General features: G+C 48.1%; 14 protein-coding genes and 4 tRNA genes. 9 read left to right on the plus strand and 9 right to left on the minus strand.

Going from position 1 to position 16,877, the window contains the following annotated elements:
- Positions 1 to 39: 39 nt before the first annotated feature.
- Genes frdD through frdA form a run of 4 tightly spaced genes read right to left on the minus strand, consistent with a single transcriptional unit; the run spans position 40 to position 3,382 of the window.
- Positions 40 to 402: a fumarate reductase subunit FrdD gene (gene frdD / locus AC3CIC_RS01070; protein ID WP_394212119.1), complete on the minus strand. Its 363-nt coding sequence runs from the start codon at positions 400 to 402 to the stop codon at positions 40 to 42.
- A 25-nt stretch (positions 403 to 427) separates the two neighbouring features.
- On the minus strand, positions 428 to 811 hold the full coding sequence (frdC, locus tag AC3CIC_RS01075) for a fumarate reductase subunit FrdC (protein ID WP_488515134.1): 384 nt from the start codon (positions 809 to 811) through the stop codon (positions 428 to 430).
- A gap of 1 nt (position 812) precedes the next feature.
- Positions 813 to 1,571: a succinate dehydrogenase/fumarate reductase iron-sulfur subunit gene (locus AC3CIC_RS01080; protein ID WP_488515135.1), complete on the minus strand. Its 759-nt coding sequence runs from the start codon at positions 1,569 to 1,571 to the stop codon at positions 813 to 815.
- On the minus strand, positions 1,571 to 3,382 hold the full coding sequence (gene frdA / locus AC3CIC_RS01085) for a fumarate reductase (quinol) flavoprotein subunit (RefSeq protein WP_488515136.1): 1,812 nt from the start codon (positions 3,380 to 3,382) through the stop codon (positions 1,571 to 1,573). Before frdA ends, AC3CIC_RS01080 begins: the two co-directional genes overlap by 1 nt.
- A gap of 493 nt (positions 3,383 to 3,875) precedes the next feature.
- On the opposite strand from frdA, the gene epmA reads away from it, so the two are divergent.
- Complete coding sequence (epmA, locus tag AC3CIC_RS01090; RefSeq protein ID WP_016959125.1) at positions 3,876 to 4,847, plus strand: elongation factor P--(R)-beta-lysine ligase; 972 nt, start codon at positions 3,876 to 3,878, stop codon at positions 4,845 to 4,847.
- Between the two features lie 85 nt (positions 4,848 to 4,932).
- Here the strand turns inward: epmA and AC3CIC_RS01095 are convergent, their stop codons facing one another.
- The 4 genes from AC3CIC_RS01095 to rsgA form a co-directional block, all read right to left on the minus strand.
- Positions 4,933 to 5,820, minus strand: a complete 888-nt coding sequence (locus AC3CIC_RS01095; RefSeq protein ID WP_394212128.1) for a DMT family transporter — start codon at positions 5,818 to 5,820, stop codon at positions 4,933 to 4,935.
- A 142-nt stretch (positions 5,821 to 5,962) separates the two neighbouring features.
- Positions 5,963 to 7,378 carry an SLC13 family permease gene (locus tag AC3CIC_RS01100; protein WP_488515137.1) on the minus strand — a complete coding sequence of 472 codons (1,416 nt, stop codon included), beginning with the start codon at positions 7,376 to 7,378 and terminating at the stop codon, positions 5,963 to 5,965.
- A gap of 213 nt (positions 7,379 to 7,591) precedes the next feature.
- Positions 7,592 to 8,500 (minus strand): archaetidylserine decarboxylase, encoded by a 909-nt coding sequence (gene asd / locus AC3CIC_RS01105; RefSeq protein ID WP_488515138.1) that lies wholly within the window; start codon positions 8,498 to 8,500, stop codon positions 7,592 to 7,594.
- A gap of 121 nt (positions 8,501 to 8,621) precedes the next feature.
- Positions 8,622 to 9,674 (minus strand): small ribosomal subunit biogenesis GTPase RsgA, encoded by a 1,053-nt coding sequence (gene rsgA, locus AC3CIC_RS01110; RefSeq protein WP_016959121.1) that lies wholly within the window; start codon positions 9,672 to 9,674, stop codon positions 8,622 to 8,624.
- A gap of 78 nt (positions 9,675 to 9,752) precedes the next feature.
- Between rsgA and orn the strand changes: the two genes are divergently transcribed.
- The 5 genes from orn (at position 9,753) to AC3CIC_RS01135 (ending at position 11,333) form a co-directional block, all read left to right on the plus strand.
- Positions 9,753 to 10,298 carry an oligoribonuclease gene (gene orn, locus AC3CIC_RS01115; protein WP_016959120.1) on the plus strand — a complete coding sequence of 182 codons (546 nt, stop codon included), beginning with the start codon at positions 9,753 to 9,755 and terminating at the stop codon, positions 10,296 to 10,298.
- A 113-nt stretch (positions 10,299 to 10,411) separates the two neighbouring features.
- Positions 10,412 to 10,487, plus strand: a tRNA-Gly gene (locus tag AC3CIC_RS01120).
- A gap of 108 nt (positions 10,488 to 10,595) precedes the next feature.
- Positions 10,596 to 10,671, plus strand: a tRNA-Gly gene (locus tag AC3CIC_RS01125).
- 104 nt (positions 10,672 to 10,775) lie between these two features.
- Positions 10,776 to 10,851 (plus strand) — tRNA-Gly (locus AC3CIC_RS01130).
- Positions 10,852 to 11,257: 406 nt separating this feature from the next.
- Positions 11,258 to 11,333, plus strand: a tRNA-Gly gene (locus AC3CIC_RS01135).
- A 631-nt stretch (positions 11,334 to 11,964) separates the two neighbouring features.
- Here the strand turns inward: AC3CIC_RS01135 and queG are convergent.
- Positions 11,965 to 13,092 (minus strand): tRNA epoxyqueuosine(34) reductase QueG, encoded by a 1,128-nt coding sequence (gene queG / locus AC3CIC_RS01140; RefSeq protein WP_139124399.1) that lies wholly within the window; start codon positions 13,090 to 13,092, stop codon positions 11,965 to 11,967.
- 50 nt (positions 13,093 to 13,142) lie between these two features.
- Between queG and AC3CIC_RS01145 the strand changes: the two genes are divergently transcribed.
- The 3 genes from AC3CIC_RS01145 to AC3CIC_RS01155 are packed head-to-tail and all read left to right on the plus strand — an operon-like array spanning position 13,143 to position 16,876.
- A complete protein-coding gene (locus tag AC3CIC_RS01145) occupies positions 13,143 to 14,654 on the plus strand; it encodes an NAD(P)H-hydrate dehydratase (protein ID WP_488515139.1) in 1,512 nt (503 codons plus the stop codon).
- Between the two features lie 37 nt (positions 14,655 to 14,691).
- Positions 14,692 to 15,159 carry a tRNA (adenosine(37)-N6)-threonylcarbamoyltransferase complex ATPase subunit type 1 TsaE gene (gene tsaE / locus AC3CIC_RS01150; RefSeq protein WP_488515140.1) on the plus strand — a complete coding sequence of 156 codons (468 nt, stop codon included), beginning with the start codon at positions 14,692 to 14,694 and terminating at the stop codon, positions 15,157 to 15,159.
- Positions 15,160 to 15,163: 4 nt separating this feature from the next.
- The gene (locus tag AC3CIC_RS01155; protein ID WP_488515141.1) at positions 15,164 to 16,876 is read left to right on the plus strand and encodes an N-acetylmuramoyl-L-alanine amidase; all 1,713 of its coding nucleotides are present in this window, start codon (positions 15,164 to 15,166) and stop codon (positions 16,874 to 16,876) included.
- Position 16,877 lies beyond the last annotated feature (1 nt).

Raw genomic sequence — 16,877 nt, forward strand, 5'->3', positions numbered from 1 at the left:
AAAAGCACCCGAAGGTGCTTTTTCGTTTCACTAGCGTGACTAAATCATAAAGATAAAAATTACCGACAGTGCACTGATCAGAAAGGCCGTAGCATAGCATGCTACTTTTCCTGCGGTGCCTGTATGAAACTTCAGATCGTGCATTCCATGGTGCAAACGGTGCATAGCATGCCACATAGGTAGAGACAAAGTACCAATCACAAACAGTGCACCAATGATGCTGGTAACAAAGTCGGTCACACGCTCATAGCTCAGTGCGTCTGCATCTAGTATGCCTAGCGGAGCCATAATGCCGAGCACGAGAATGGTCACAGGTGTGATCATTGCAAACCATGAACCGCCAGCACCAAATAGGCCCCACCATACTGGTTCGTCAGAACGTTTTGGATTCAAATCGACCACGTTTAATCTCCTCACTTGTATGGTGTTAAACCACGAACAGAATCACAGCTGAAATCACTGCAACCGCCGCCCATTGGGTCAGCACAATGATTTTCTTATCTACCTTTTTGCCACCGATGCGAATTGGCATCACTTGCGGCATCATGCTGAAGAAGGTCTGCGCATGGAATAAGCTACCTAGCAGCGCCACAATGTTAATGGCGATGACAACAGGACTAGCCATAAAACTCAACCAACTCTGCCAAGCACTTTCACCGATCACCAAGCTGGCTAAACCAAAGGTCAGAAACAAGGTAAAGAAAATTAGCGGTAATATTGTTGCTTCACGCAGCATATACATGCGATAGAAAGGGTTGTCTTTCCACCAAGTACGCTTCATTTCACGAACGTAAGGTTTACGGTTAGTCATCCTAAGCCTCCACTTTTTTTGGCGAACCATCAGGTTTTAGCATGGCAATCACAAAGTCCTGAGACGACACGATTTTGCCTTGGTTAACTGCGGCTGCTGGATCGACACTCTTTGGACACACTTCGGAGCAATAGCCCACGAATGTGCAGCCCCAAGCGCCGTTCTCACCGTTGATCAGTGCCATACGCTCGTGAGCGCCGCTGTCACGGCTATCGAGGTTGTAGCGATGAGCCAGTGTCAGAGCGGCTGGACCAATGAATTCAGGGTTCAAACCAAACTGAGGACATGCTGCATAGCAAAGGCCGCAGTTGATACAACCTGCAAATTGCTTATAACGTGCCATCTGTTCAGGTGTTTGGTTGTTTGGACCATCTTCCGGGGTGCGGTCGTTGCCAATGATGTAAGGCTTGATGGCTTCTAGACGTTCAATGAACGGCGTCATATCCACAATCAAGTCTTTCTCAATCGGGAAGTTAGCGAGTGGCTCGATGGTAACGCCATCAGGGTAGTCACGTAAGAAAGCCTTGCAAGCCAGCTTAGGTACGTTGTTTACCATGATGCCGCATGAGCCACAGATCGCCATACGACAAGACCAACGGTAAGCCAGCCCTTTGTCTAGGTGATCTTTGACATAGCCTAGGGCATCCAGTATCGACATGGTGTCATCGAAAGGCACGTTAAAGGTTTGCAGGCGAGGTTCATCATCTTTCGCCGGATCGTAGCGAAGAATGCTGACTTTCTGAATGCGATTGTCTGACATTATGCCTGCTCCTTCTGTTCTTTCTCAGCCTTCTTTGCAGCGGCTTCAGCTTCTTCTGCCGCTGCACCGTATAGACGTGCTTTCGGCTGAGATTTAGTGATTTTGACATCACCGTATTTAATGGTTGGTGCGCCGTCTGGGTTGTATAGTGCCAGCGAGTGCTTCAGGAAGTTCACATCATCACGCTCAGTACAGCCATCATCAAGACGCTGGTGAGCACCACGAGATTCACGACGCATCATGGCAGAGTGTGCCATGGCTTCAGCAACTTCTAAGCCGTAACCGACTTCAATCGCGTACAGAAGGTCCGTGTTGAACACTTTGCCTTTGTCTTTGATGCTGATGCGCTTGTAACGTTCTTTCAGTTCGGTCAGCTTGTCGATCGTTTCCTGCATCAAATCTTCACGACGATAGATACCGCAACCTGCTTCCATGGAGTGACCCATTTCAGTTCGAATGTCAGCCCAGTTTTCGTCGCCTTCTTGATTCATCAGCGCACTGATACGGTCTTCAACCGCTTTCACCTGACGTGCAATTTCGTTGTCGTTCCAGCCGTTAAACTCGCTCGCACGCTCTACCGCACCTTCGCCAGCCACTCGGCCGAAAACAACCAGCTCCGCCAAAGAGTTAGAACCTAGACGGTTTGCACCATGAAGACCAACAGATGAACATTCACCGACTGCGAACAGACCTTTGATCGCTGTTTCATTCTTACCATTGGTTTCGATACCGCCCATGGTGTAGTGCGCGGTTGGACGAATAGGGATTGGCTCTTTTGCAGGGTCAACGTTCACGTACGCTTTTGCCAGTTCACAAATGAATGGCAGACGTTCATTGAGGTATTCCTCACCAAGGTGGCGAAGATCAAGCAAGACCACATCACCGAGTGGGTGCTTAATGGTGTTGCCTTTTTGCTGCTCGTGCCAGAACGCTTGCGATACTTTGTCGCGCGGGCCGAGTTCCATGTACTTATTCTTGGGCTGGCCGATCGGTGTTTCAGGGCCCATACCGTAGTCTTGCAGGTAACGGTAGCCATTTTTGTTGACGATAATGCCGCCTTCACCACGGCAACCTTCTGTCATCAGAATACCTGTGCCTGGAAGGCCAGTTGGGTGATATTGAACGAACTCCATATCACGCAGTGCTGCACCATGACGATAGGCCATCGCCATACCATCGCCGGTAACAATGCCGCCGTTGGTGTTGCAGTTGTAAACACGGCCTGCGCCACCAGTCGCCATAATGACCGATTTTGCTTTGATGCAAACCAGTTCGCCTTCAGACATATGGATAGCAATCAGACCTTGCGCTTCACCGTCAACGACCAGCAAGTCCACCACGAAGTATTCGTCTAGACGTTTAATTTGTTTGTATTTGATTGATGTCTGGAACAAGGTGTGGAGCATATGAAAGCCGGTTTTATCCGCGGCAAACCATGTACGCTCTACTTTCATGCCGCCAAAGCGACGTACATTAACGTCACCGTTGTCCTTGCGGCTCCATGGGCATCCCCATTGTTCCAATTGGATCATTTCGCGAGTGGCATTCTCAACGAAATACTCAACAACATCCTGTTCACATAGCCAGTCACCACCACCAACGGTATCGTTGAAGTGGTTGTCGAGACTATCCTCATCCTTGATGACGGCGGCAGAGCCACCCTCTGCAGCCACCGTGTGGGAACGCATCGGGTAAACTTTAGAAATCAGTGAAATTTCTAGTTCTGGGTTTGCTTCAGCAGCAGCAATAGCGGCACGAAGGCCTGCGCCGCCGGCGCCAATAACAGCGATATCTGTGGTAATTGTTTTCACAGCTATCCTCCGGAGGATTGTTAGAAATTAGAGATGCAATCAGTGCATCTAACTCAAAAGCTGACTCCATTTTAGTAAACTTAAATTCATCAGAATTTGACCTGAAAGGGTATTTGTTCCGACTTTCCTACTTACCTCAGTATCGAACGATAAAACTGTGATCTGAGTCGTCATTGAGTAGTGGGAGGTCTTGTTTAAAATGGGTTGAAGACGGTTTTTACATGTTTCTGACACGCAAAATATGTTGTTCTTATATTTCTTTTAACCATCTATTTTAAAAAGGTTTTCTTTTAATGATGAGAGTGATTTGTAAACAAAGATTTTCTCTTTTACTACCACTTATCGATTCATTGATTGAAGTGATTGAAAACCGAGTTTCTTTTCATCATGGAAAGAAATGAACCGATGCTTTTTTGTGAAAGCGAGATAGATTTTTATGATGTCGCAGCAAGAGATACAATGCCGCCTATCACCATGAGAGAGAATTTTGTCTATGACCCAGCAGTGGCGCCCTACGTCTGACATCGAGACGTTAAAAGCGCGAGCAACTTTGATGCGCATGATTCGCCAGTTCTTTGAAGATCGTGACGTGATGGAAGTCGATACGCCAGCCATGAGTCGAGCGACCGTGACGGATATTCATCTGCACACTTTCAATACGGAGTTTGTCGGTCCTGGCTTTGCTGGTGGTATTCCACTGTATTTGATGACTAGCCCAGAGTTTCACATGAAGCGCTTACTTGCCGCAGGGAGCGGCGCTATTTATCAAATCAACAAAGCTTACCGCAATGAAGAAGCTGGCCGTCATCACAACCCCGAATTTACCATGCTCGAATGGTATCGCCCGAGCTTTGATCATCATGCTCTGATGGATGAGATGGATGTGTTGCTGCAAGCGGTGATGGGCGTTGGTCAGGCGCAACGCATGACTTACCAAGAGGCGTTCATCGATGTTCTGAGAGTTTGCCCTCTCGAAGGCAGCATGGAGCAACTGAAAGCGGCTGCTGCGTTGCTTGGATTGTCTGACATTGCTGATCCTGAACAAGACCGAGATACCTTACTGCAATTGCTGTTCAGCGTGGGTGTCGAAGCGAAAATTGGCCGAACTGTGCCAGCATTTGTCTACAATTTCCCAGCGTCACAGGCGGCACTGGCTCGAGTTTGTACTGATGACAAACGGGTTGCTGCGCGTTTCGAGGTTTATTTTAAAGGCATTGAGCTGGCTAATGGCTTTTATGAGTTAGACGACGCCGATGAACAGTTGGCGCGTTTTGAACAAGATAACCGAAAGCGTGAAATGATGGGGCTTAAGATCCAGCCTATCGATAATCATCTGATTGAGGCGATAAGACATGGCTTGCCGGATTGTGCGGGCGTTGCGTTGGGTGTAGATCGTTTGATCATGCTGGCTTTGGGGAAATCACATATCGATGACGTGATAGCCTTCCCGGTAGAACGCGCTTAACTGAAAACGCTGCAAAAATGCGGCGTTTTCTCTACTCGGATATTTTCTTTATTAAGGTAAGTAACGTCTCGACATAACCTTGTGTTTAACTGGTGACAATCAGCCCTGCACCGCATACTGCAAGAGCGGCACCAATCCAAGCACTGGGTGATGGACGCACTTTGGTAAACAGCCAAATTAATGGCAAGACCATGACAGGCGTCGTTGATGACAATAACGCCACCATGCCCACTTCGCCCCATTTTAGCGCGTACATGATGAGCGTCATGCCAACCGCCATGGCCAGGAAACCATTCACCACTACCATGCCGAAAATGCGCCAATTGATAGGGTTTACAGGCTGCGCCACACGAACTTGAAGTAACACCAATGTGCCGTGCGCCAAAAAGGCGGCAATCATACGAATGGCAGACGCTGCAATGGGGTCGACATTCCCTGTTAATACAGGTTTGGCGATGACGCCACCCAATGACTGGCAAAGTGCCGCGAGTAAACCAAGTGCAATTGCCACCTTTAAGCTGCCTTTGGTTTCCTCCCAGTGATGGGCATTGCTACTTTGACGAAAGAACACAGCAACCATTACGCCAGAAAATACTAGGGTCGCACCGACTAATCGTATGCCTTCCAGCGTTTCGCCAAATAGCCACATGCCAAGCAGCGCAGAAAATACCGCATGACAGGAGTACAAAAGACCAGAGCGGCGTGGACCAATTCGGTTCATGCAGCCAAACAGCGCGGTATCGCCGATAAAAATACCGATAAGACCTGAAAGCGCCATTGGCCACCATATATCAGAGGTGATGGTGGTCCAGCCTCCGGTTGCCAAAGCCAGCAGTGACAACATGATTGAGACGCAAGCCATACGCCAGCGACTATAGGCAAAGCTACCCAAGTGACGGGCAGGTGTCACCGAGATCAGGCTGGAAATACCCCAAAGAAAGGCGGCAGCAAGCGCTAGCCATTCGTATCCCAAAAGAAAGCCCTCACAACATGCGACTACAGGTTCGCATCAATAAATTTGAAAAGAGCGCGAGTGTATATGGACTTTCGACGAGGGAAAAGCGCGAATCGCATCCTCCCGCTTGTTTGCCACTATTTGGTGCTATTTTTCATGTTTAGGTGAGAATGAGCATCGCGGCATAGACAACCGCGAGGCCGACGAGACCGATAAGTAACCCGACTTTTGCCATATCTCGGCTTTCAATTAATCCGGTTGAATACGCAAGGCTGTTGGGGGGCGTTGATACCGGTAAGATCATGCCAAGTGATGCTGAAAAGGCGACAACAACCAGCAGTCCCTGAACACCACCCACGGCAGACAAGCTTTGCATAGAGGTCGCAACGGCAGCAGCAATTGGCATCAGAAGGTTTGCCGTTGCGGTATTTGACATGAAATTCGCCATCAGCCAGCAGATGAGAGACAAGGTCAGTACCACGGCCACTGGTGAGAGACTGTCATAATCAATGGCGTGTGCCAATGCTGCTGCAAGCCCTGTTTTATCCAGTGCCAAACCAATCGCGATCCCTCCAGCCACAAGCCAAAGCACATCCCAATTGATGAGTTTTAGTTCTTCTTTTCCCATAATGCCGGTAAGCGTAAACACGGCAAGTGGGATAATGGAAACCACATAGGTGTTCATGCCATGCAAGCCGGTAGTCATCCAAAGCAGTATGGTTGCTGCAAACGTGGCGTAAACCGTATATGCGCGCCAGCTTTTCTTAAATTGACCGTCGAGCTTTAGCGTCATTTTATCCTGACTAGCAGGGAAGAGTCTTTGCAATAGCCACCATGCAAAAGCGAGTTGCACAACCACAAACGGTAAGCCCATGGTCATCCATTCCAAAAAGCTAATAGCGTTTTCCCCTGTTAAATATTGGAGCGCGATCGCGTTGGGCGGTGTTCCTATAGGGGTGGCAATGCCGCCAGTATTGGCTGCAACCGGAATACACAACACCAAAGCCTTAATGCCAGTATCTCCTTTGGGTACAGACGCGACGATAGGGCCAAGCAACGCAAGCATCATGACCGTGGTGGCGGTATTCGACATAAACATTGAAAACACAGCGGTGATTAGCATTAGCCCTAACATGATAAAGCGAGGCTTAGTGCCAAAAGGCTTGAGTAGCACGCGTGCGAGATTGTTATCTAAATCGTATTTTGAGGCGGCGATAGCAAGGGCGAAGCCGCCCATGAACAAAATGATGATAGGCGAGGAGAAAGCGCTAAAAATGTCGGTGTATTTCATTAGCTCGCCAAGGTCATGTCCCGGCTGGGCTTCACGAAACCACGTGAGACCTTTGTCCGATATCATGATGAGTTCTAATGCGATGATCAGGATCGACGTGGCGAAGACGGGCACAGGCTCTAGTACCCAAAGCAATGCGGCAAGCAAGAAAATCGCGAGCAGGCGGTGTTGAATGATCGTCAGATCGTCGAGCGGGATCCAGTCAGTAGGCATAAGCAATACGCCGAATGGGACACAAAATGCGACGGAAAACTTAAAGAAAACAGCACGAGAGAGTTTTGGCATATGACGATTTTTCCTGCGAAAATTGATGACCGCTGACTTAATCCGATTGATATAAGGCGATGGCATCACATTTGTTTTTAATTCATCGCCTTGGATATCACTGTATGAACAACAGCATACGGGGAGGAGGAGGAAAAACTCTGTTCTCGGATAAAATTCACGTACAAAAAAAGGGCAACAATGCCCTTTTCGTCACAGATCCCAACTTTGCCGTTAAGCAGGTTGTGAGTCGTTAATATCGTCGCCGACGGTAGGTGATTGAGCACTAAGGCGAGCATACGCTTCACCCATTAGGGTTGGTTTACCCGCGACTATGCTTTCATCAAACGTCATTACGTCTTTTGGGAACAGGTTGATTACCGTTGATCCCAACTTGAAGCGACCCATTTCTTCACCTTTTTTCAGGGTGATTGATTGGTCGCCTTGTGCAGGGTAATCCCAGCGACGGATGCTTTGTCCGGTTGGCGGAGTAATTGTGCCAGCCCAAACCGTTTCAATGCTGCCCACGATGGTTGCGCCAACCAACACCTGTGCCAACGGGCCAAATGCAGTGTCGAAAATACACACCACACGCTCGTTACGTGCAAACAAGTTTGGAACGTTTTCTGCCGTCAGAGGATTAACTGAGAACAGATCGCCAGGCACATAAATCATTTGGCGCAGCGTACCATCACATGGCATGTGTACACGGTGGTAATCACGTGGTGATAAATACAGGGTCGCGAAATCGCCGTCTGCAAATTCCTGTGCTAACTGCGCGTCGCCACCTAATAGCTCACAAGCATCAAAAGTATGTCCTTTGGCTTGAATAAGTCGGCCTTTTTCGATGGGGCCTGCTTGGCTCACACTAGCATCAGCAGGATGGCTGATCACATCAGCGTCATCGTTTAGCGGGCGAGCATCCTCTTTCAATTCACGGACAAAGAAATCGTTGAACGTAGGGTAGCTAGCCGGATCTGGATTTTTCGCTTCGCTCATTTCCACCTTGTACTGACGTACAAACCACTTGATCACGGCGGTGGTTAAAAAACCTGCTTTTGCAGCTGCTAGCTTACCGACTAAGCGGGTTAGCAGATGTTTTGGCATGCAATACTGCAGGCCAATTTTCAAATCGTTAGACACGGTTATTTTTCCTAACTTGTCGTTTGCCCAAGAGAAATTCAAAAGGCCGGAAATTAAAAAGCGGCCTAGTTTACAAAATTAACAGGCCGCTAACCAGATGTAGGAAAGAATCAGTGGGTGATCAGTTTTCTTTATCGCGTGAAAACTGACGGTTTGCCTTCATTTCCGTCATGCTATCAATGATCTTGTGATAGCTTTCGAAGCGTTCAATGCTGATTTTGCCTTCTTCGACTGCTTCACGGATCAGACAACCAGGGTCATCTTTATGTTTGCAGTCTCGAAATTTACAGCCGCCAAGATAGTCGCCAAACTCTTTAAACCCTTGTGTGACTTGCTCTGGCTCCAAATGCCAAAGTCCAAATTCACGTACGCCAGGGCTATCGATCAGATCACCCCCATTCGGGAAGTGATACAGGCGTGCAGTGGTGGTGGTGTGTTGACCAAGTCCTGAGTTTTCAGAGACTTCACAAGTATGAGCATTCACTTCAGGAAGCAAGACGTTAACCAGGCTTGATTTGCCCACGCCTGACTGCCCGACGAAAATACTGGTAACGTCAGCAAGTTTCGCTTTTAACGCAACCATACCTTCACCAGACTTCTGGCTCACCATCATCACTTCATAACCAATATCATGATAGAGCGATAGAATATTCCTAACCATTTCAAGGCCTTCATCGTCCAAAAGGTCAATTTTGTTTATGACGATAAGCGGTTTGAAATCAACCTGTTCGGTAGCGATTAAGTAACGGTCTATAATGTCGGTAGACAATTCGGGTAATATCGCAGAAACGATCACAACTTGATCGATGTTAGCTGCGACAGGTTTTACACCGTCATAGTAGTCTGGGCGAGTCAGTACTGAACGGCGTTCATGGACACCTTCCACAACGCCAGCAATACCTTGCAGTGCTTCTACGCCTGGACGCCAGACGACCGTATCACCCGTCACCAAGCTTTCGATTGAACGGCGAAGGTTACAACGTTGAATGGCACCGGTTTGAAGATCTTCAATATCGGCATGTTGTCCAAAACGGGTAATAACGACCCCTTCACGGGCTGATTGCAGCAAAGATTCATCCCACTGGACATCCTTTTGCTGACGATCAATTCGTTTCTTTTGGTTTGTCCGTACTCGGCGCAATTGGCCTTTTGTGAGATTTTTCTTTTTTGCCACGAGAATGTCGCTAGTTTAGTTGGCTTTCAAGTCAGGCTAAGTATGATACATGGTTTATTTGTAAAATAGGCAATTTGGATGTCTTTCAGCGATAAGAATTTAATCTGGATCGATCTTGAGATGACTGGACTTGATCCGCAAGTTCATAAAGTCATTGAGATCGCTACCGTTGTAACAGATGCTCAACTTAACGTGTTAGCTGAAGGGCCAGTCATTGCCATTCATCAATCTGACGATGAATTAGCGATTATGGACGAGTGGTGCACCAATACTCATACTCGAAGTGGGCTGGTGGATCGTGTCAAAGCAAGCACGAAAAATGAAGAGCAAGCGATTCAAGAAACGATCGCTTTCCTCAAGGAGTGGGTGCCAGCGGGTGTATCACCAATTTGTGGCAATAGTGTGGGGCAAGATCGTCGTTTCTTGTACCTGCATATGGCAGAACTTGAGCGCTTCTTCCATTACCGCACCGTAGACGTTAGCACCATCAAAGAGTTGGTGCGTCGCTGGCAGCCAGATCTTTTATCTGGTGTTCAAAAACAGGGAACGCACTTGGCTATGGATGATATCCGAGAGTCAATTGAAGAACTGCGTTACTACAGAAGTAAGATCTTCACGATCTGATGTCAAAATAAGCGATACGAAGAAATTTCAAAATTTATGAGTTTAGAGGCTTGCATCCCTGATTTTTCTTCGTATAATTCGCAGCCCTGATAGAGACAAATGTCTTTGACGAAGCGACACTAGCTCAGCTGGTAGAGCGCAACCTTGCCAAGGTTGAGGTCACGAGTTCGAGCCTCGTGTGTCGCTCCAATCTCTCTTAGTGAGAGAGCAAACATACGGTATAGCGAAAGCACACCGAACAAAGTTTGCGGGAACAATAAGATTTAAAGATCATGTGATGATCGTCAGATGATCCTTGCGACACTAGCTCAGCTGGTAGAGCGCAACCTTGCCAAGGTTGAGGTCACGAGTTCGAACCTCGTGTGTCGCTCCAAATTCTCTTAGAGAGATAACAAACTCTCTTTAGGAGACACAGCAAACTTTCGATATGTCGAAGTTGCTAAAATAAAAAAGCCCGATGAAAATCGGCACTGTGATGCGACACTAGCTCAGCTGGTAGAGCGCAACCTTGCCAAGGTTGAGGTCACGAGTTCGAGCCTCGTGTGTCGCTCCAAATTGATACCTTTCGATACGTCGGAAGCGCAACACGCAAGAAACCTTGCCAAGGTTGAGGTCACGCCTAAGCCTTGAAGATCGGGAGCCTCGTGTGTCGCTCCAAATTGATACCTTTCGATACGTCGGAAGCGCAACACGCAAGGAAAACCTTGCCAAGGTTGAGGTCACGCCTAAGCCTTGAAGATCGGGAGCCTCGTGTGTCGCTCCAAATTGATACCTTTCGATACGTCGGAAGCGCAACACGCAAGGAACCTTGCCAAGGTTGAGGTCACGCCTAAGCCTTGAAGATCGGGAGCCTCGTGTGTCGCTCCAAATTGATACCTTTCGATATGTCGGAAGTGCGAAACGCAAGTTACCTTGCAATCGCTTCAAAAATTGCCGAAGTCATTCGGACGCTCTTTAATGCGACACTAGCTCAGCTGGTAGAGCGCAACCTTGCCAAGGTTGAGGTCACGAGTTCGAGCCTCGTGTGTCGCTCCAATTTAGGCTTCTGATACTTCAGAGGCACGAGATACAAGAAGCCTTGTGTTTCGTTTCAATTTCTTACAGTAAATCGTCTGTAAGCATCAACACTTCGCGGAATATGTACCAGTTATATGTAGGGTACAGCGAGTCGTTGTCTTTAATGCTGTGAAGCATTATCTCAGGGCAAGGTCTAGCCCAGCTAAAATCTGAATACTAAAGTAATTCCTACTATGCCACTGAGGCATAGTTGTTCGCATTTATATGTTTCTCACAGAGTTATCCACAGCGACCAAGTTGTGGGTAAAGCCGTTGATGAATATTTGAAGGTGTGACCTTTCGCAGAGTTACCTGCTCGGAAGATGATCAGTGGATAACTCATGCTTGCGCATGAGTTTTTGTATAACTGTATGTTTTTATTGGGCTTGTGTTTTTCGAGAAATAACTTTTCAAGCGTTTATCCCCAACCTTGTCACCTTACGTGACATCACGCCGAGATTATTCACAGATTGTGTTTAACTTTATTGATATGCACTGATTTATGGCGTACTGAAAATGTTTTCCACATTGCGCAGCAGAAGTGAATCTGTGTCTTATTTTTGAACTTTTATCGATTGAAAACTGGTAAATTCGTCAAGATTTGCATGATTTATGCGTCTCTAGGCAAACCTTTTTGGACTATTCGGACTAGCCGTTTAGTTGAAGCGGGCTGTACACTAATCGCTGCTTCCTTTTTGCGCTCGACTTGCTGAGCGATAGCCCAATCGAGATGCTCATCAAGCATAGCAGAGAAACTTTTAGCTGCTTGTAAAAGCTCAATAATTTCTGGGTCGTAAGGTGCGTTCCCCATCGCAACTGACAGGTTCCTGCGCCATTTTTCGTGGCCTATACGGCGAATTGCAGAGCCTTCAGTTTCTTTTAAAAATGTATATTCATCCCAACTGAAAAGCGTTTTTAATGATTGTTGAACCAAACTTGGTCGACCGTGGAAGTCCGCTTCTTGTGTGAGTTCAGCCTCACGATTATAAGGGCAGACTAACTGGCAGTCGTCACAGCCATAAATTCGGTTACCCATAGCAACGCGAAACTCCTCAGGAATAGGGCCATCAAGCTCTATAGTGAGATAAGAAATACAGCGTCGCGCATCTACCACGGTATTATCAACGATGGCATTGGTTGGGCATGAGGTCATGCAGGCAACGCATTTCCCACAGAGGTTATCTTGCGGCGCGTCCACAGGAAGCGGCAAATCTACTAATAGCTCGCCGAGGAAAAACCATGAACCGGCCTCTTTACTGAGTAAGAGCGAGTGTTTGCCAGTCCAGCCAAGTCCTGCCTTTTCCGCCAGAGGGCGCTCCAGCACAGGGGCGGAATCAACAAATGGGCGGTAGCCGAACGGTCCGACTTCTTGTGAGATGCGATCGCCTAATTTTTTCAGTCGGTTTCTGATCAGCTTGTGGTAATCACGGCCAAGCGCGTAGCGGCTAATGTAGGCAAGCGAAGGGTCGTCGAGCGTTTTGGCAAACCCCGCATTGGGTGGCAGATAGTCCATACGCGCGCTGATGACGCGAATAGTCCCTTCAACCAACTCTTGTGGGCGGGCACGCATCATGCCGTGGCGCGCCATCCAATCCATTTCGCCATGATAACCAGCGTCAAGCCATCTTTGAAGTTGGGCTTCATGCTGACGGAGATCAATATCGGTAATACCAATATGCTGAAAACCTAGTTCACGCCCCCATTGCCTGATATTTTCAGCAAGTTGGTTAAAATTGATCGACGATAGAGATCGAGAGTCAGACATAAGATCAGGATGGATAGCTGAAGATGACGGCAAGTTTACCACACTCCCTGTATCGATCGGATCAGGTTAGAGACGGAGAACGCAAGATCGCATCGGATCTTGGCGTGAAAATGTACGATTTAATGACGCATGCGGGATTCGCCGTGTTTAACGTACTTTGTCAGCGTTGGCCTGAAGCGGATAAGATCCTGATTTGTTGTGGCAGTGGTAATAATGGTGGCGATGGCTATGTGGTAGGGCGATTAGCGCTTGAAGCGGGTTTAAATGTGACCCTTTGGTCTGCCTGCGACCCTCTTAAGATCACAGGCGATGCCTTGTTAGCGCAGCAAGCCTTCGTAAAACAAGGTGGGACGATCTTAACGGGGGATTTGCCCGATGAACCCCGTGATCTGATTATTGATGCGCTGCTTGGTACCGGTTTATCACGGGATGTGTCGGGGTGCTATCGTGATGCTATTGCGTCGATTAATGCCTCGTCGTCGCCTGTCCTTGCCGTTGATATCCCGAGCGGATTGCATGCTGATACGGGCGGTGTGCTTGGCGGTGCGGTGAGCGCCGACATCACGGTGACGTTTGTCGCATTGAAGCAGGGGCTTTTTACTGGAAAAGCGGTGGATCATTGCGGCGAGTTAATTTTTGATGGTCTGGATATAGGTCAAGCGTTTGAAGCGCATATCCCCACTTCAGTTACACTGCTCTGTTCAGAGCAAGCGCGGCAATTGGAACCCACTCGCTGCCAAAGTGCCCACAAAGGTCATTTCGGGCGCCTTCTTTGTATCGGCGGTGAAAAAGGGACAGGTGGCGCGATTATTTTGTGTGGTCAGGCTGCATTGCGAACGGGTGCGGGACTGGTGGCATTGTTAACCCATGAAACGAATGTGACCGCGATATTTGCTCGCCAACCTGAGTTAATGACTCGGCAATGGGAAGAAAAGCGAGGCAGTAAAGCACTGAATGAAATACTCGCTTGGGCTGATGTGATTGCACTTGGCCCAGGGCTGGGTCAATCTGCTTGGTCAAAGCGAGTGTTTGATGCGGCGCTTGAGAGTTGTAAGCCGATGGTGATCGATGCTGATGGTTTAACATTGCTTTCGAGGGATCCTTGTCGAAATCAACGCCAAAACCAGCAAAATAATTGGATACTCACTCCTCATCCGGGAGAAGCCGCAACATTATTGAATCTCAGTATTGAAGAAATTGAACGGGATCGGTTTTCTGCCGTCAAAGAAATACATAATCGCTACGGTGGCGTGGTGGTGCTTAAAGGTGCAGGCACAATCGTTTATGATGGCGTTCATTCCTTTGTCATCCATGCAGGAAACCCCGGCATGGCATCAGGTGGAATGGGGGATGTGTTAACGGGCGTGATAGCGTCTTGTTTGGCGCAATCTCAATCTCTTGAAGATGCAGCAAGGTTTGGCGCGTTTCTGCACAGTTATGCTGCAGATATCGCAGCGCAGCATGGATCGCGTGGTCTATTGGCCAGCGACTTGCTACCTTTGCTGGGAAATAACATAGAACAAATGCAGATTTGACGGCGATTGACCGTTGAACAATAAAGCAGTGAGAAACATGACAATAATGATCAATACTGAGCTTGCCGATGAGCGGGCAACAGTGGCGTTTGGTGCGGCACTCGCAGCAGCGTGTTCACAGCAAACTACGATTTATCTACATGGAGATTTAGGTGCGGGGAAAACGACGTTTTCGCGCGGCTTTATTCAATCTCTTGGCCATGCAGGTAACGTAAAGAGTCCAACTTATACACTCGTCGAACCCTACCAGCTTGCCTCTTGGCAGGTTTACCATTTCGACCTCTACCGTTTGGCCGATCCTGAAGAACTTGAATTTATGGGGATACGTGATTACTTCACGCCTGACGCGCTTTGTTTGGTGGAGTGGCCGGAAAAAGGTGAAGGTTTATTGCCAGAACCTGATCTCGATATCACATTGAAATATAACGGTGAGCAGCGAACGGTACAGGTGAAAGCCAATACCGATGTCGGTGAAGCTCTGATTGATACGTTGGAGTGGAAATAGATTTATGCGTTGGCTTGGCGTGTTAGCAGGGATCATAGGTTGGCTGGGGTTGATGACCTCAGCATGGGCGAATTCACTCGAAAATGTGCGTATTTGGCCAGCACCTGATGAAACCCGAGTTGTGATGGATATGGCGAGTGAACCCGCCTATTCGTTTTTTACGCTAACTAAGCCTGATCGTCTGGTGGTGGATATCAAAGATACATCGCTGGGCATGACATTGCCGAAAACCATCAGCGACAGCAAAATCTTAACCAAAATCCGTAAAAGCAATCCGGCTAAAAAAGGGGATTATCGCCTTGTTTTTGAGCTGAAAAACAAAAGTACTCCTCGGATATTCGCGCTTGCACCTGGTGGTGAATACGGCCACCGTCTGGTTATTGATCTACCACACAGTGCAAAAGTTATTGCCGTGACGCCGGCGAAAAAACCGAAACCTTCAGAAGCTCAAGCCGCCCTGCCGTTTGGGACGGATGACATCATTATTGCGATTGATCCCGGCCATGGTGGTAATGACCCCGGCGCCGTGGGGCCAAAGCGTAAATACGAAAAACACGTCACTCTCTCCATTGCACGCCGCGTTGCTCAAAAGATAAATGCGACGCCAGGATTAAAAGCCGTACTGACGCGAAATGGTGATTACTTTGTTGATCTGAATAAGCGCTCTGAAATTGCACGTAAACATGGCGCGCATCTTCTCGTTTCTATTCATGCGGATGGTTTTCACAAGCCTCAACCTAGCGGTGCATCCGTCTGGGTGTTGTCGCGTAGTCGCGCAAACAATGAAATCGGTCGTTGGATAGAAAAGCATGAAGAGCAATCTAACTTGCTTGGCGGTGGCGCATTACTTGATGACAACGAAGACGAATATCTCAGTCGTGCGGTGCTCGACCTGCAATTTAGTAACTCGCAAAAAGAAGGGTATGACGTCGCGATTCGCATATTGAAGGAAATGGGGAAAGTGACAAAGCTGCATAAATCCAGCCCTGAACATGCCAGTCTTGCAGTACTGAAATCTCCCGACATTCCATCTTTGTTGGTCGAAGCGGGTTTTATTACCAACCCGAAAGAAGAAAGGCTTCTGCTGAGTTCTGGTCATCAGCAAAAAATTGCCAACGCGGTATTCAAAGGGGTATTGACCTATTTTGAAGACTTTCCGCCAGATGGCACCTTAATGGCTGCTCGTAAAAACGGCGTGAAGCACAAAGTGACACCCGGTCAGTCTCTATCCGTTATTGCTAAGAAATACGGCAGTACAGTGTCTGCAATTAAGGCCGCAAATGGCCTCAAGTCTAACTCGTTGAGAGTGGGGCAAGTGTTGAGTGTGCCTAACGTAAACTTAGGTACGTTAGCGTCGACGTCATCTAAGCCTACAGCACCTCAACGCGGAGCCAAAACCTCATCGGCTAGAACGGTCACCAAACTCCATATTGTTGGCCGCGGTGAATACCTTGGCAAAATTGCGTCGAAATACGGCGTGACGGTCGCCAGTATACGTAGTGCGAACAAGTTGCGTTCTGATGAGTTGGCTGTGGGCCAGAAGCTAAAAGTGGTCGGTATTAAACCAAAGAACAAACAGCACAAAGTGAAACGCGGGGAGTATCTGGGTAAAATCGCCAGTAATTATGGCGTGACGGTCGACAGTATCCGTAACGTCAATAAGCTACGCTCAGACGAGTTGGCGGTCGGTCAAACCTTGATTATTCCCGGGAGCTAAG

This window comes from Enterovibrio sp. QJM3NY_24 (assembly GCF_057786035.1).

What these genes read in the sequence shown, in the direction of transcription:
- tsaE (WP_488515140.1), top strand. Translation starts at nt 14,692, where the DNA reads ATGACAATAATGATCAATACTGAGCTTGCCGATGAGCGGGCAACAGTG.
- AC3CIC_RS01145 (WP_488515139.1), top strand. Translation starts at nt 13,143, where the DNA reads ATGACGGCAAGTTTACCACACTCCCTGTATCGATCGGATCAGGTTAGA.
- AC3CIC_RS01155 (WP_488515141.1), top strand. Translation starts at nt 15,164, where the DNA reads ATGCGTTGGCTTGGCGTGTTAGCAGGGATCATAGGTTGGCTGGGGTTG.
- frdC (WP_488515134.1), bottom strand. Translation starts at nt 811, where the DNA reads ATGACTAACCGTAAACCTTACGTTCGTGAAATGAAGCGTACTTGGTGG.
- epmA (WP_016959125.1), top strand. Translation starts at nt 3,876, where the DNA reads ATGACCCAGCAGTGGCGCCCTACGTCTGACATCGAGACGTTAAAAGCG.
- AC3CIC_RS01080 (WP_488515135.1), bottom strand. Translation starts at nt 1,571, where the DNA reads ATGTCAGACAATCGCATTCAGAAAGTCAGCATTCTTCGCTACGATCCG.
- orn (WP_016959120.1), top strand. Translation starts at nt 9,753, where the DNA reads ATGTCTTTCAGCGATAAGAATTTAATCTGGATCGATCTTGAGATGACT.
- AC3CIC_RS01100 (WP_488515137.1), bottom strand. Translation starts at nt 7,378, where the DNA reads ATGCCAAAACTCTCTCGTGCTGTTTTCTTTAAGTTTTCCGTCGCATTT.